This window comes from Reichenbachiella sp. (assembly GCF_965233835.1).
GTDB lineage: Bacteria > Bacteroidota > Bacteroidia > Cytophagales > Cyclobacteriaceae > Reichenbachiella.
This window is the reverse complement of the sequence record NZ_OZ247585.1, coordinates 3,582,572-3,597,273: the sequence shown is the minus strand read 5'-3', so window position 1 is coordinate 3,597,273 and position 14,702 is coordinate 3,582,572. Positions and strand designations below refer to the sequence as shown.

Below are 14,702 nucleotides of genomic sequence, written 5' to 3'. Positions count from 1 at the left end.
ACACTTATTAGATATTCTGTAATAAACACCAGCACTGATTGATCGACCTTTGTATTTCTTATATTTAAGTTAGATCATGAAACATACATATCAGGTTACCGGCATGTCTTGTAATGGGTGCAAAACCCATGTAGAAGATTCTTTATCTAAAATTCCCCAGATAGAAAAAGCCGAGGTCAGGCTTAAAGAAGGTCTAGTAGAATTGGAAATGTCTGAACATGTGCCACTTTCGTTGTTGCAGGAGACCTTGGCTGATTCTCAGTATGATATATATCCTGAAGATCACAGGATGGAGGAGAAGAAATTGGCGCCTATGCCGGCTATCGGCAAAAGCAGTGTGTATTACTGCCCTATGCACTGCGAAGGAGATAAGACTTATCCCAAGCCTGGAGACTGTCCAGTCTGTGGAATGGATTTGGTTCCGGAGGTTTCAAAGGATAATGATGGCGAATCAGAAGAAGATCAATCTTATCAGAATCTCTTGAAAAAGTTTAAAGTAGCTACTGCATTTACCATTCCCATCTTTGCTATTGCTATGTCAGAAATGCTACCGAACAATTCTTTGTTCGAATGGATGTCTGTGAAGTATTGGAACTGGGTGCAAATGCTGCTGTCTATTCCAGTGGTTTTTTATGCTACCTGGATGTTCTTTCAGCGAGCCTATGTCTCCATTGTTTCGAGTAGGTATAACATGTTTACCCTGATAGGCATAGGAGCAGGAGTGGCTTGGTTGTTTAGCTTCTTTGGATTGCTATTTCCACAAGTATTTCCAATTGAGTTTCGTACAGCGTCGGGCAGTGTTCATATGTATTTCGAATCTGCCACAGTTATATTAACCCTTGTGCTTCTGGGGCAATTATTGGAAGCTCGTGCGCATAAAAAAACAAACAGTGCAGTCAAACAATTACTGGAGTTGGCTCCCAATAAAGCAATCAGAGTTGAAAATGGTGAGGAAGTTGAAATTTCTATTGACCATATCAAAGTAGGAGATATACTTCGCGTAAAACCGGGAGATAAAATACCGGTGGATGGCGAGATTACAGAAGGAGAGAGTGTGATTGATGAATCTATGATTACAGGCGAGTCTGTCTCAGTGCAAAAAAGGATCGATGATCAGGTGAGTGCAGGTACAATTAATGGCAAACAGTCATTTTTGATGGAAGCCAGAAAAGTGGGAACAGATACGCTACTGGCCCAAATCATAGACATGGTGAAACAAGCGAGCAGAAGTCGAGCTCCGATTCAAAAGCTGGCGGACAAAATATCAAGTTATTTTGTTCCGGCAGTGGTGGGAGTTTCTGTAGTTACCTTCATCGCGTGGTTGATTTTTGGGCCCGAGCCATCCATGGTCTATGCTTTGGTAAATGCCATCGCCGTATTGATCATAGCTTGTCCATGTGCTTTGGGGCTGGCTACACCAATGTCTGTGATGGTTGGCGTGGGGAAAGGTGCCGAGCTGGGCGTGCTGATCAAAGAAGCCGCTTCTCTGGAGAAAATGAATCAGGTAGATACCCTAATCATTGATAAGACTGGAACCGTTACAGAAGGCAAACCTTCCATGGAGGAGTTATTCGTGTTTGAGTTTGACAGAGAGAAATTGATAGGTGTATTGGCTTCAGTCAATCAACAAAGCGAACATCCTCTGGCAGAAGCCATCGTACGATATGCCAAGGATAAAAGTATTGAGGTGCAACAGGTTGATGAATTTGAATCTATTACAGGTAAAGGGGTGAAGGCCATTGTACAGGGAGCGGAAGTGTTGGTAGGAAATGACAAACTTATGGCTGATTATCAGGTGGATCTCAGTCAAGAGGTTAGCTATACGGCAACCAAGCATCAAGAACTAGGAAAGACGGTTTCATATGTGTCTTATAAGAATCATGTAGCAGGCGTAATTGTGATTGCTGATCAGATAAAAGAGACCAGTAAAGAGGCTATTCAGGATTTAAAGGATAAAGGGATAGATGTCATTATGATGACAGGTGATAATGTTTTGACGGCTAAGGCTGTGGCGGATGAATTGACTTTGGATGAGGTAGTTGCTGGATGCTTGCCTGAGGATAAGATGAAGCGCGTGTCGGCGCTCCAAAAGGAGGGTAGTGTGGTAGCCATGGCAGGAGATGGAATCAATGATGCTCCTGCGTTGGCTAAGGCTGATGTAGGCATAGCTATGGGTACAGGTACTGATGTGGCTATTGAAAGTGCAGCAATTACGTTGGTGAAAGGAGATTTACATGGAATTGTAAAAGCCAGAGCTCTGAGCGAATCTGTAATGCGCAATATCAGGCAAAATCTGTTTTTTGCCTTGGGCTATAATGGCCTTGGTGTGCCCTTAGCAGCGGGTGTATTATATCCATTTTTTGGTTTGCTATTATCTCCCATGATTGCTGCGCTAGCCATGAGTTTTAGTTCCGTTTCTGTCATTACAAACGCTCTTCGATTGAAGGCTTTGAAAGTTGGCTGAAATGAAATTTTGAGCACTCGAATTGCTAAGAAAAGCCTGTAGTTTTTTATTAGCATTTTATCATTAACTTTGGCTCAAACTTGGGGTGGCTTTGCCTCATTCAATTTTCTGAATCTACAAACTTTAAATATAGACTAGCGAATGAAATTTATAGTTTCTTCCTCTTACCTACTCAAACAGTTATCCGCCATCAATGGTGTTATCACTACTAATCCTGTAGTTCCAATTTTGGAAAACTTCCTGTTTGAAATCAATGATGGTAAACTGACCATAACCGCATCTGACTTACAAACTTCTATGATCACTGAATTGGAAGTTGAGGCTAAGGAAAATGGGAGCATTGCTGTTCCTTCTAAAATATTATTGGAGACGCTAAGAAATCTGCCTGAGCAGCCTGTGACTTTCAGCATCGACGAAGAAACTTATAGCATTGAAATCAATTCTGACAACGGTCGATACAAGTTGGCCGGTGAGAATGCCACTGACTTTCCAAAAGTACCGAACGTTTCTGATGGAAATGATGTAAACATCTCTTCGGATGTTTTGGGTAATGCTATTAATAACACTATTCTGGCAACCAGTAGCGATGAGTTAAGGCCAGCTATGACTGGTGTGTATTTGAACTTGTCTGATACGAATACTACTTTCGTTGCTACTGACGGACACCGTTTGATTAGATACAGAAGAGTGGATATTGCTGCGGATAATGGAGCAAGCATGATCATTCCTAGAAAAGCATTGACTTTGTTAAAGTCAACTCTGCCTAGTAGCAACACCAACGTAAACGTACAATACAACGTAGCCAATGCCTTCTTCAAGTTTGACGGCATTCACATGGTTTGCCGCTTGATCGATGAGCGTTTCCCTGATTACGAAAATGTAATTCCTGCCAACAATGACAATGAAATGATTATTGACAGAACTGAGTTATTAGGATCATTGAAGCGTATTGCTATTTATGCGAACAAGACAACTCACCAGGTGAGATTGAAAATTACTGGTAGCGAATTGGTGATCTCTTCTGAGGATCTGGATTTCTCTAACGAGGCGAACGAAAGATTGTCTTGCGATCATAATGGAGCGGATATCGAAATCGGATTCAATGGTAAGTTCTTAATTGAAATGCTGGCGAACATCGAGTCTACTCAAGTCTCTATGAAGTTCTCAGAGCCTAACAAAGCTGGATTGTTGTTCCCTGTAGATAAGGATGATAACGAAGATTTATTGATGCTAGTGATGCCTGTAATGCTTAGTAATTACTCGGCGTAGAAGCTTTCAGACTAATAAAAAATTAAAAAGTCCCGATGAAAATCGGGACTTTTTTTATAATCCGAAAATAAGGCAAGTTAATTGCCCAATGCTAATTTCTCTTTTTCATTGAGTTTGATGTAATTGAAGTCTTCCCAGAAATTTTCTGAGAATGACGAAGCTTGGTGAAAGAAGATGTCGTTTTTCGTCAAGGCTTCCGTTAGTTCTGGTTTGGTAGCAATGGTTTCAAAATCTGTAACGACTAACAACGCCTCAAAGGTTACAGCCTCACCATGCTGATCCCATTCTCCGAGGTAAGATACCCTGTGAATGTACCAGCTGTTATTCACTTCTTTATACTCCTCGGTCCATTTTACTTTTTTCCAAAAATTTTGACCTTCTAAAATGGGTTGATATTCCGTACGAATGACCGCCTTTGATTCAGAGTCGATATAGATAATCCCTCTACAGTCAGCTTTTTTAGTTTTTGGTTCAAAATTGATTTGAAATACCTCTCTACCATCGTACCACGTAAGCCCTTTTTTAGTGAAAGTGTAATGATCCAGTTTTTCTTTTTTAATAAAGCTATCTGTTCTTCTTGTGATTCCGTCGATCATGTCTGTAGCATGACCATTAATCAGAGGCATTTCGAGGGTGTCTAGTAAAGCGAATGTTTTCTTTCTTGTTTTTCGTGCATGTATCGTTGGCTTTTCTTTGCTATAAATGGTAGGGTAATAGATATCAAATATACCTTCAGCCAAATAGATGCAATCTTTACTGGTGCTAAGTGTTTCCTTATAATAGGAGGAAAGCAATTGATCAGAATATTCGTAGTTGATCTGGTGGTAGTTGTTGACATCCTTCAGTACCTGATCTGCTGTTACTACCACCACCTCTTCGAGCATTTCGGCTTTAGGAGTAAGCGTAACTGACAAATTAGTATTGTCTATGCCAAGCGGGATAGCTGCTGTTTCATAGCCTATAAATTTAATAAAGAGCATGTTTTCCGTTCGATGATAATTGATTTGGAATACAAATTCTCCCTGAAGATTAGTTGTTGTACCTGTATGATTATAAATGATGTTTGCAAAAGCCAGTGGTTCATTGGTTGACTGATCAATGACTTTGCCGGAAACTTTCAAGGAAGTTCCTTCTTCTAGGTTAGGAGGGTTGGCTTGAGATCCAATTGCTATCAGTAGCAATACGGATATTAGAACCAATCGCTTCATGGTTGTAGTATTCTTAGTGTCTAATAATTTATATTCTCTCGTAGCTGATTATTAGAATAATACCAATCCGATAGCTGGTGAATGGAGTAGCTAATTTAGTTAAAATAATACTATTTATAGTATTTATTGGTCGTACGTTAGACTACTATTCGTCGAAATTGTATTTATAGAATATTGCTATAATTCCATAAAATCATCAAATTGTGAAAAATCTAGGATTTTACCGCAAGATTATCAAAGATTGTTCGTGTCTGTGGGTCTGACGGTCTAGGAGCGTTTGGATCCACTATATTGCCCTGTGGATCAATAATGATAAATCTTGGAATTCCATCGATGGCATAGGCTTTCACGAATTCAGACTGCCAATCACTGTCTGCAAACAACTGGACTCCTTTGAGTTCTTTGTCTGCCACCATAGATTGCCATTTTTCAAAGTCTTTCTCCACGTCTATAGAAATACTTACAAATTCAATGGGTTGGTTGTGGTAGTCATTTTCCAATTGTTTCAAAGCTGGAATTTCTCGGAGACAAGGGCCGCACCAGGTAGCCCATACATCAACATACAAATATTTTCCGCTTAGATCTTGTAGGCTAACGGTTTCTCCATCAATGCTCTGATAAGCAAAGGAAGGAGAGGGCATACCCACATCAAGCTTTCTTATTTTTTCTATCTTATCGGTGAGCTTCGCCACGGTAGCGCTATCAGTACTAATGGAAACAATGCCGTTGTATATTGCTTCCGCATCTTCGTTGCCCGCTTCCACATCGTAGACAAAACTTGGAAGTAGTCCCTGTTTGATTGTAGAAGAGTTAATGTTTTTTATGGCTGCAAAAGCTTCATCAATTTGGCCTCGTCTAATCATTGTGCCAAAATGGCTTTGTAGTAAATTTTTATAGTTTCTTAAACTATTGAAATCGTTTTCGTTGTTTACATCAATTTCGGTTAAATGTTGATTGAAACCCGAAGCCACCTTGAAGTCGAAGTTTTTGGTAGCGAATTGGTGATAGTACTCATAGTTGATGAATTGAGTCTGGTATTCATAGGCTAGGTTTCTTTTTTCCAGTTCAATGAAATTCTGATCCTTAATTTCAGAAGAAGAGAGTAGCTCATTCATTTTAGAATTCCAACCTTGAACCGCGGAGACGAAATCAGATTCTTCTTTTGAAAAGAGCGTTTGAAAATCTACGGTTATCTCTTCGTCAAGTCTAGCTTTGTTCGCTAGATAATTATTAATATTGGTTCCCTTTCCTTCTCCACTGAAAGTTAATGTTTCATCAAACATCGGTTGATCAATCGAGAGATTTATAACAAATCCTCTATCCAGGAAGATGTTGGTCCTTTCTCTTCCTGAATAGAAAAGATAAAAGCCGCGGTCTAGTTTTAAGGTGTCCGAAAAGGTACCCTCTTCATTCAAGTCAATATCATAGGAGTAGTTGTCACTTTTTACAGTTACGTAAGAGCCATCTGTATTGGATATACTACCTGAGAATAACACATAATCAATTTTTTCAGCTGGCTGACAGGCCACTGAGAAAAGAGTTAGAACAAATAGGTAAAGTGAGTTGAGTTTATTGAGTTTGACCATGATCAGTTTTGTTGTTATATCGTAATATAGTTATTCTTTGGGAAGCTCAACGATAAACTTAGAGCCTTGGTTGGGAGTGCTTTCTACTTCAATTTTGCCGTTAAGTGCATTGACGTGATTCTTAACTAAATATAAGCCTAAACCTCTACCTTCCATATTTCCATCTAGTTTCTCATAGATTAGGAATAACCTATTTTCGTCAGCTTCAAGATCAATGCCTATGCCATTGTCACAAACAGATAGGATATAACTGTTGTGGTTTTCTTCAAAACTTATTTTAACCTTCGGTTGTACCCCTGACCTTCTGAATTTGATCGCATTGTCAACAAGATAGGATAGTATGTTTTTGATGAAATCATGGACAGACTTCAGTTGGGCGTCCGGTGCGATATCAAATTCTATTTGGACGTCGTTGTCCTCTATTACCCCTCGGAAGCTTACTAAAATGTCGTGTGCCATAGGGTAGAGGTCTATGACTTTACGGAGTTTTTTCTGTCCTTCTCTGACTGTTAAAGTCTGATTCAAATCTTTAATGATCTGATCCAAATTAACTGTGCTTTGTTCTATGAGGTTAAGAATTTCCAGATTATCAGAAGTAACCGAAGACTTATCAAAGATCTTAGTAAGCCCCATCATATTAGACAATGGGCTTCTCAAGTTGTGAGAGATAATGAAAGCAAATTCTTCAAGGTCTTTATTTTGCCCTTTGAGTGTCTCAATCAGGTTTGATTTTTCTTTTTCACTTTCTACTCTATCAGTAATATCTTGTACAATACCGTGAAGTTCGTTGCCTTCAATTAAAGAGTTTTGTTCTCCGATAAAGGTTGTGCCATCATTGCGCTGGAAGGTCATTTGGTAATCGGTAAGTTTTCCGCTTTCATTTAGCTCATCCAATAGCTCCTCCCGATCCACAGGATTGGCATAAAGCGCAAAACAATTTTGTTGGAGAAGCTCTTCTTCAGATTCGAAACCGAACATATCGACCATGGCTTGATTAACAAAAAGAAGTTCTCCTTTCACGTTAGATCTAAATATGGCTACCGGTAGGCTATCGGCTAGTAGATGGTACTTTTTCTTTTCCTGAAAAAGTGACTTTGAAATTTCTTTTTGGGTAGTGATATCCTGAGCTGTACCAAAGAGACTATTAGGTTTTTTGTCTTTGTCAAAAATGGCTCTGCCAGTAGCTGCTATGTATTTGATGTCTCCAGATTGGGTGCGAATGCGGTATTCCATTCTTCTTGAAACTCGACCATTCAAATGATCTCTCATCGATTGGTCGAACATCGATCTGTCCTCTTCGAAAATTTGTTTCCGAAGATGATCGATGTTAGGTCCCTGATCTTTAGGAATGTCGAAAATCGTATACATCTCATCTGACCAATAAACTTCATTGGTTCGGGTATTCCATTCCCAACTGCCGATCTTAACTTCTTGCTGTGCTTGCCTAAGCATGAACTTCAGGTTTTTGTTTTCCTGAAGTAATTTCTTGTTAGGTGGTATGCGCTGCTTGAATCGTCGGCTCCACGTGCCTTGATAAATTGAGTATACTCCGCTCCCTAGTATCAACATACCGAGCAGAGCACTCACAGTACTCTGTATTTCCATAAATGCTACTCTGCGAAACTGGTACAGGTGGATGTACATTTCGCATTTATTTAATCTAACCTTTCTTTCTCAAGCCTAATCTATAGTAAAAGAATATACCAGCCAAGAATTCAAAAAAAACTTTAAACTAAGCTTGAATAATTTTACTGTAACTATCTGATTGTCAGTCATAAAAAAGTATTATATTTTTTAAATTCTTTAAACCTATTGAAAAGGTGTAAAAATGATAGATTCGCAGATGCATAACTAACCTAATAGAAATGAGCAAATCAAGAATTATTGGAGTCATCTTAGCCTTGTTAGGTGTGGTGCTTTTTTCCGCAAAAGCAGTAATGGTAAAGTTGGCTTACCAGTATGATGTTGATGCGGTGTCTCTGCTGCTTTTGCGCATGCTGTTTGCGTTACCACTATACTTAGTAATTGCCTTTGTCAAACGACCTAAAGATCCAGAGGTTATGAAGCCTAAGGTCTATTTATGGATCATTGGACTGGGTGTTGTTGGGTATTATCTGGCGAGTCTTTTTGATTTTTTAGGTTTGCAGTATATCAAGGCGAGTTTGGAGCGGATTATCTTATTTGTCTACCCGACTATCGTGTTATTCATATCAAGAATATTTTTCAAGAAACTAATTACAGGGAGTCAAGTACTTGCCATTGGCCTCACTTATGTCGGAGTGGTATTGGCCTTTTCACTTGAGTTCTCACTAGAGGGAGAAGGGCTGTTTGTCGGAGCTGGACTAATTTTTCTAAGTGCAATCACCTATGCCTCTTATATAGCAGGAAGCGGATGGTTAATCCCAAAAGTTGGAGCAACAGTTTTTACCTCTTATGCTATGATTGTTTCTTGCATCTGCGTTCTTGTTCATTATAGTTTAGTAGGTGATTTCAACTTAATGAACTATGGTATGGAGGTATATGGATTAGGTTTTGCTATGGCAGTGCTATCTACTGTTATTCCATCCTATTTGGTTTCTTATTCTATCAAGATGATTGGAGCACCGAGTTTTGCTGTTGTGGCAAGTTTTGGTCCAATCTCTACTATTTTATTGGCAAGTTACTTTCTTGGAGAAACCATGCACTGGGCACAATGGGTTGGAACGGTATTGGTGCTGGTTGGGGTGTTCTTTGTTACAAAAAAAGACTAATATCACAAACATGATATTTGTCATAATTTCAGTTTGATGCTTTTTGCCAATTGGGTGTATATTTAGGTATTAGTAAATACCATAAAGTCTAAATGCTCCGTAAACTATTGCCTCCAGACGAATGGCTATTACCTGTAACGGTTTTAGTTGGAATGATTGTCGGTCTGGGATTTTATGTACTTCACTTATCTAAGGCAGTTTCGTATTTATCTGACGATCCGGCGACCTGTATCAACTGTCATGTAATGACTACAGAATATGTAACCTGGAATCACAGCGCACACCGCAATGTAGCTACCTGCAATGATTGTCATGTACCCCATGATAATGTTTTTAATAAGTATTATTTCAAAGCAAAAGATGGCCTGTATCATGCATCAGTGTATACACTCCGTGCCGAGCCTCAGGCGATAACTATGAGAGAACCAAGTGAACAGGTAGTTCAAAATAACTGTATTCGTTGTCATGCAGGTCAGGTGACGGATGCCAAAATGAGCGATTGGGTGGCAAGCCATGAAGAAAGTCGATTTGGGAGAAAATGTTGGGAATGCCATCGTGATACACCGCATGGGCGAGTGAAAAGTTTATCTGCTGTAGAGTTGAATATAGAACCCCTGTCGATCAAGCAGCAACAAAAAGAATTTATACCATCTTGGATCAAAGATCAACTGAAAAAGTAATCGAATATGTCTAAACCAAAAAAACGTCTCTGGTTATTGTTTGTCGCTACAGCTGTAGTTGCTTTCTTATTAAGTATGTTGGCCAACAGCATCATGAACAGAAAGGCAGAATCGAAATTTGCCTATGCTCCACAAGTGATTATTGGGGATAACGAACCTCGCAATGCCGTCTGGGGAGAAAATTTTCCTCGTCAGTATCAATCTTTCCTGCAAACGGCAGATACTTCGTTTGCCAGTTATCAGAATGGAAACAACATGACTGATATGCTCGAAAAAGATCCTAATTTAGTTGTGCTTTGGGCGGGGTATGGATTTTCTAAAGACTACAACGGGCCACGTGGACATTATTACGCGGTAGAGGATATTCAAAATACCCTTCGAACTGGTGGGCCTACCGAACCTGGCACCGGGCCAATGCCTGCTACTTGCTGGACATGTAAAAGCCCTGATATCCCAAGATTGATGAATGAAATGGGAATTGATGAATTCTACAAAGGCAAATGGTATGACAAAGGAGCTGAAGTGAACAATGCCATTGGTTGTGCGGATTGTCACAATCCAAAAACCATGAGTTTGAGGATTACTCGTCCGGCCTTAGTTGAAGCCTTTGAAGTACAAGGTAAAGATATTAATAAGGCCACGCACCAGGAAATGAGATCTTTGGTATGTGCTCAGTGCCATGTTGAGTATTACTTCAATAAGAAAATTCCTGACAAGGAAGGAATACCCTATTTAGTTTTTCCTTGGAAGAACGGATTGAGTGTTGAGGATGCGGAACAGTATTATGATGATATGGATTTTTCGGATTGGACGCACTCCATCAGTAAGGCTCCTATGTTGAAGGCACAACATCCAGGTTATGAGTTGTACAAAACTGGGGTGCATGCTAAGAGAGGAGTGTCTTGTGCCGACTGTCACATGCCTTATAAAACGGAAGGTGGTCAAAAGTTCACCGATCACCACATTAGGTCTCCATTAGACAATGTCACCAATTCTTGTCAGGTGTGCCACAGACAAGATAAGTCTGATTTGATTGGCGATGTGTATGAAAGACAGAAAAAAATAAAATTCAATGTAGAGGTGCTAGAGCAACAGTTAGTACTTTTGCACGTAGAAGCTGGCAAGGCTTGGGAGCTTGGCGCTACGCAAGAAAATATGGAGGATATCCTGATGGATATTCGGCATGCACAGTGGCGTTGGGATTACGCAGTTGCTTCTCACGGTGGGTCATTTCATGCCCCGGTAGAGGTAAGTCGTATCGTGGCTTCCGCTATACATATCGCTCAAAATGGGCGATTGAAGTTGGCTCGACTGCTCTCTTCTATGGACTACAATGAAGTAGTAGATATGCCTGACATTTCTACTAAAGCGAAAGCACAGGAGTACATAGGGTTGGATATGGAAGCGTTGGAGAAAGAGAAAGAAAATTTCAAAGAAACCATCATTCCTCAATGGCTCGAAGAAGCCAAGCAGCGAGAAGACAAAATAGGAGTCGAGACAGTTTCATTAAACGATTGAGTTGAGGAGAGGAATCTGATATAATGGTATTGAAATTTTTGAAACCACTGTTTTCAAACAAATTGACAACAGTGCTACTTGTTGCTTATGCTTTTACAATGGCATATGCCACTTTCTTAGAGAATGACTTCGGCACACAAGCCGTTTTGTCCATCATCTACAAAGCCTGGTGGTTTGAGGCCATCATGGTGTTGTTAGCCGTTAACTTTTTAGGGAATATATGGCGGTACAAACTGTATCGCAAAGAGAAGTTAGCCATCTTCACTTTTCACGTCGCATTTATCGTGATCTTGATTGGTGCATTTATTACTAGATATGCCAGTTTTGAAGGCTTGATGCATATCCGCGAAGGAGATTCTTCCAACAAGATCGTTTCTCAAGATCGGTATTTGATGATTGAAACCAAGAAAGGTGATGAGGTAGAAAAGTTTGAAAAGAAATTGAACTTGTCAGTTTTCAAACAGCCGGATTTGGTAGTGAATATGGGTGAAGCTGACGAAATCGAAATTGAACCTAAAGCTTTTGTGCCTCAGGCAGAACAGCAGGTAGTGGAGTCTGAGAATGGTTCAACGGTATTGAAACTGGTGACCACTTCTGGAGAAGGTAGAGAAAATCTCTTTTTGGCTTCTGGCGGTGCCTTGCTGATCAATAACTACCCGGTTACTTTTGATCGTCCTGTAGATGGTGCCATCAATATTTTCAGTAAAGGAGAGGAGTTATATATTCAGTCGCCTTTCGAAATGAACTTTATGGTCATGGCTACACAAAGTGCGGGTACTTTGCCAGCCGATTCTTTGATGCCATTACAAACAAGAGCATTGTACAGAGGAGAGAATACTCAATTCGTGATTCCTGAGGTGTATGAAAATAGCTCTATCGTCTACTTACCAGCCAAAGATCAGGAGAAAGGCAAGATGCTTGATGATTTACTTTTTGTAAAAATCAAATCAGAAGACCGATCTCAAGAAATTCTATTGAGTTCCTTTGATGGCAATTTTAGTGAGAAACAACATTTAGAAGTAGGGGATTATCACGTGGACATTAGCTATGGCCCTAAGCCCATAGAAATCCCATTCTCTATCGAACTGAGAGATTTTCAACTGGACAGATATCCAGGTTCGACCAGTCCATCTTCCTTTGCCAGCGAGGTGACCGTGATCGATGAAGACTCATCTTTTCCTTATCGCATTTACATGAACAATGTATTGGATCATAAAGGCTATCGCTTTTTTCAGGCATCGTATGATACGGATGCTCTGGGAACCGTCCTGTCGGTCAATCAAGATTATTGGGGAACAATGATTACTTACCTGGGCTACACACTTATGACATTAGGCATGTTACTGACATTGTTTGGGAAGTATTCTCGTTTTCAGACTATCAATAAGAAACTCAATGCCTTGAAAACCAAAAAAGCCATAGCAACAGTTTTGTTGGCTGTACTAGGATATGGTGCTTCCGCACAGGAAGGCCATAGCAAATTCAACTATGCCCAATCTCTCTTGACCAATGAAGCCAACAAGGACCATGCAGAAAAGTATGGAGAGCTGATGGTGCAGGATATGGATGGTCGGATCAAACCAATCAATACGTTGGGATCTGAGTTTTTGAGAAAGGTGCACGGGAAGTCTACATTCACAGTGAGTGATGGGGACTACACATCCAAACTCAATAGCAATCAGGTATTCTTAATGATGCACGTCAATCCATTGGTTTGGCAGCAAGTGCCAATCATCAAAGTGGATACTGATGGGGGTAAAGAAATTAGAGAAGTGATTGGGGAGCGTGACGACAAGTACTACTCGTTTATCGACTTTTTGGACAAAGAAGGCAACTATCTGTTGACAGATATGGTAGACGTGGCTAGTCGTAAAAAGCCGGCCGTACAGAATGCTTTTGACAAAGAGCTGATCAAAGTAGACGAAAGGTTTAATGTCTATTTTCAAGGTTTGACAGGTAATTACCTCAAGCTATTCCCCAAGGAAGGAGATCCGGCTAATACCTGGTACACAAGCAACTTTGAAGGGCAAACCTTCTCTGGCGAAGATTCGACTTTCGTAAGACGAATCTTACCGATGTACTATCAGAGTATTATGGAGTCGGTTCGCGAAAAGGACTGGTCCAAAGCGGATGAAGTGTTGGGGTACATCAAAAAATACCAAGACATCAAGGGAGCTGATGTGATGCCCGAAGAGAGCATCATCAAAGCCGAGTTGCTATACAATAAATTAAAGCTGTTCAATCATTTGTTTGGTTACTTGTGGTTGTCAGGAATTGCATTGCTTGCTGTAGCTATTCTTAAAATATTCAAATCAGAATCTAAAGGTGTCAACATTGCAAGCAGCGTGCTGACTGGTCTGGTGTTTGTACAATTTCTGGCCCTGACTTTTAACCTTGGCTTACGCTGGTATGCTTCAGGTCACGCACCCTGGAGTAATGGCTACGAAATGATCATATTAGTAGGGTGGGGCTTGCTTTTCTTTGCTTTTATATTCTACAAGAAATCGAATTTTGTGGTGCCTTTGGGGGCGTTGTTTTCGGGTACACTGTTGTTTGTGGCCTTTCTAGATTGGTTGAACCCTGAGATTACAAATCTAGTACCGGTATTGAAGTCTTACTGGCTCAAAATCCATGTAGCTATCATTGTAAGTAGCTATGCGCCACTGGGATTGTCCGCGCTGCTAGGTCTGATGACTTTGATTTTTATGATCATAGACAAAAAGAAAAATATCAAAATTGATATCAGCATCAAGGAGATGACTTACATCAATGAGATGTCTATGACTATTGGCTTGTTCTTATTGGCTATTGGTACCTTCTTGGGTGGTGTTTGGGCTAATGAATCCTGGGGCCGATACTGGGGCTGGGATCCGAAAGAGACCTGGGCGCTGATTTCTGTGATTGTGTATGCAACGGTGCTTCACTTACGTCTGATTCCGAAATTGAATGATACCTATGTATTCAATACGGCAAGTGTCATTGCTTTCTTCTCGATCATTATGACGTCTTTCGGCGTGAATTACTATCTGTCAGGCTTACACTCTTATGCCAAAGGTGATCCACTACCGATCCCTACTTTTGTCTACTACACCGTAGCCATTATACTAGGGATTTGTCTATGGGCGTATTTTGCTAGGAGGAGGTATCAGAAAGGATAGTATATAATGTAAATAAGTGTAATTAGTTATACTTACATAAATGTTATGATCGACATCTTCAATTAATGA

General features: G+C 40.2%; 9 protein-coding genes. 6 read left to right on the top strand and 3 right to left on the bottom strand.

What is annotated here, in order from left to right; translation table 11 throughout:
* Positions 1-76 precede the first annotated feature (76 nt).
* Complete coding sequence (locus ACO6S2_RS15270; protein WP_422359423.1) at positions 77-2,464, top strand: heavy metal translocating P-type ATPase; 2,388 nt, start codon at positions 77-79, stop codon at positions 2,462-2,464.
* A gap of 141 nt (positions 2,465-2,605) precedes the next feature.
* The gene (gene dnaN / locus ACO6S2_RS15265; protein WP_420580772.1) at positions 2,606-3,733 is read left to right on the top strand and encodes a DNA polymerase III subunit beta; all 1,128 of its coding nucleotides are present in this window, start codon (positions 2,606-2,608) and stop codon (positions 3,731-3,733) included.
* Positions 3,734-3,810: 77 nt separating this feature from the next.
* Here the strand turns inward: dnaN and ACO6S2_RS15260 are convergent, their stop codons facing one another.
* The 3 genes from ACO6S2_RS15260 to ACO6S2_RS15250 form a co-directional block, all read right to left on the bottom strand.
* The gene (locus tag ACO6S2_RS15260) at positions 3,811-4,941 is read right to left on the bottom strand and encodes a carboxypeptidase-like regulatory domain-containing protein (RefSeq protein WP_422359422.1); all 1,131 of its coding nucleotides are present in this window, start codon (positions 4,939-4,941) and stop codon (positions 3,811-3,813) included.
* 212 nt (positions 4,942-5,153) lie between these two features.
* Positions 5,154-6,527, bottom strand: coding sequence for a TlpA family protein disulfide reductase (locus tag ACO6S2_RS15255; RefSeq protein WP_422359421.1), 1,374 nt, complete (start codon positions 6,525-6,527; stop codon positions 5,154-5,156).
* Between the two features lie 30 nt (positions 6,528-6,557).
* Positions 6,558-8,171, bottom strand: a complete 1,614-nt coding sequence (locus ACO6S2_RS15250; protein ID WP_422359420.1) for a PAS domain-containing sensor histidine kinase — start codon at positions 8,169-8,171, stop codon at positions 6,558-6,560.
* 221 nt (positions 8,172-8,392) lie between these two features.
* On the opposite strand from ACO6S2_RS15250, the gene ACO6S2_RS15245 reads away from it, so the two are divergent.
* From ACO6S2_RS15245 to ccsA, 4 genes are all read left to right on the top strand, one after another.
* Positions 8,393-9,277 carry a DMT family transporter gene (locus ACO6S2_RS15245; RefSeq protein WP_422359419.1) on the top strand — a complete coding sequence of 295 codons (885 nt, stop codon included), beginning with the start codon at positions 8,393-8,395 and terminating at the stop codon, positions 9,275-9,277.
* A gap of 92 nt (positions 9,278-9,369) precedes the next feature.
* A complete protein-coding gene (gene nrfH / locus ACO6S2_RS15240) occupies positions 9,370-9,957 on the top strand; it encodes a cytochrome c nitrite reductase small subunit (RefSeq protein ID WP_422359418.1) in 588 nt (195 codons plus the stop codon).
* A 6-nt stretch (positions 9,958-9,963) separates the two neighbouring features.
* Positions 9,964-11,475: an ammonia-forming cytochrome c nitrite reductase gene (gene nrfA, locus ACO6S2_RS15235; protein WP_422359417.1), complete on the top strand. Its 1,512-nt coding sequence runs from the start codon at positions 9,964-9,966 to the stop codon at positions 11,473-11,475.
* 71 nt (positions 11,476-11,546) lie between these two features.
* Positions 11,547-14,633, top strand: coding sequence for a cytochrome c biogenesis protein CcsA (gene ccsA, locus ACO6S2_RS15230; protein ID WP_422362450.1), 3,087 nt, complete (start codon positions 11,547-11,549; stop codon positions 14,631-14,633).
* Positions 14,634-14,702 lie beyond the last annotated feature (69 nt).

What these genes read in the sequence shown, in the direction of transcription:
- ACO6S2_RS15270 (WP_422359423.1), top strand. Translation starts at nt 77, where the DNA reads ATGAAACATACATATCAGGTTACCGGCATGTCTTGTAATGGGTGCAAA.
- dnaN (WP_420580772.1), top strand. Translation starts at nt 2,606, where the DNA reads ATGAAATTTATAGTTTCTTCCTCTTACCTACTCAAACAGTTATCCGCC.
- ACO6S2_RS15260 (WP_422359422.1), bottom strand. Translation starts at nt 4,941, where the DNA reads ATGAAGCGATTGGTTCTAATATCCGTATTGCTACTGATAGCAATTGGA.
- ACO6S2_RS15255 (WP_422359421.1), bottom strand. Translation starts at nt 6,527, where the DNA reads ATGGTCAAACTCAATAAACTCAACTCACTTTACCTATTTGTTCTAACT.
- ACO6S2_RS15250 (WP_422359420.1), bottom strand. Translation starts at nt 8,171, where the DNA reads ATGTACATCCACCTGTACCAGTTTCGCAGAGTAGCATTTATGGAAATA.
- ACO6S2_RS15245 (WP_422359419.1), top strand. Translation starts at nt 8,393, where the DNA reads ATGAGCAAATCAAGAATTATTGGAGTCATCTTAGCCTTGTTAGGTGTG.
- nrfH (WP_422359418.1), top strand. Translation starts at nt 9,370, where the DNA reads ATGCTCCGTAAACTATTGCCTCCAGACGAATGGCTATTACCTGTAACG.
- nrfA (WP_422359417.1), top strand. Translation starts at nt 9,964, where the DNA reads ATGTCTAAACCAAAAAAACGTCTCTGGTTATTGTTTGTCGCTACAGCT.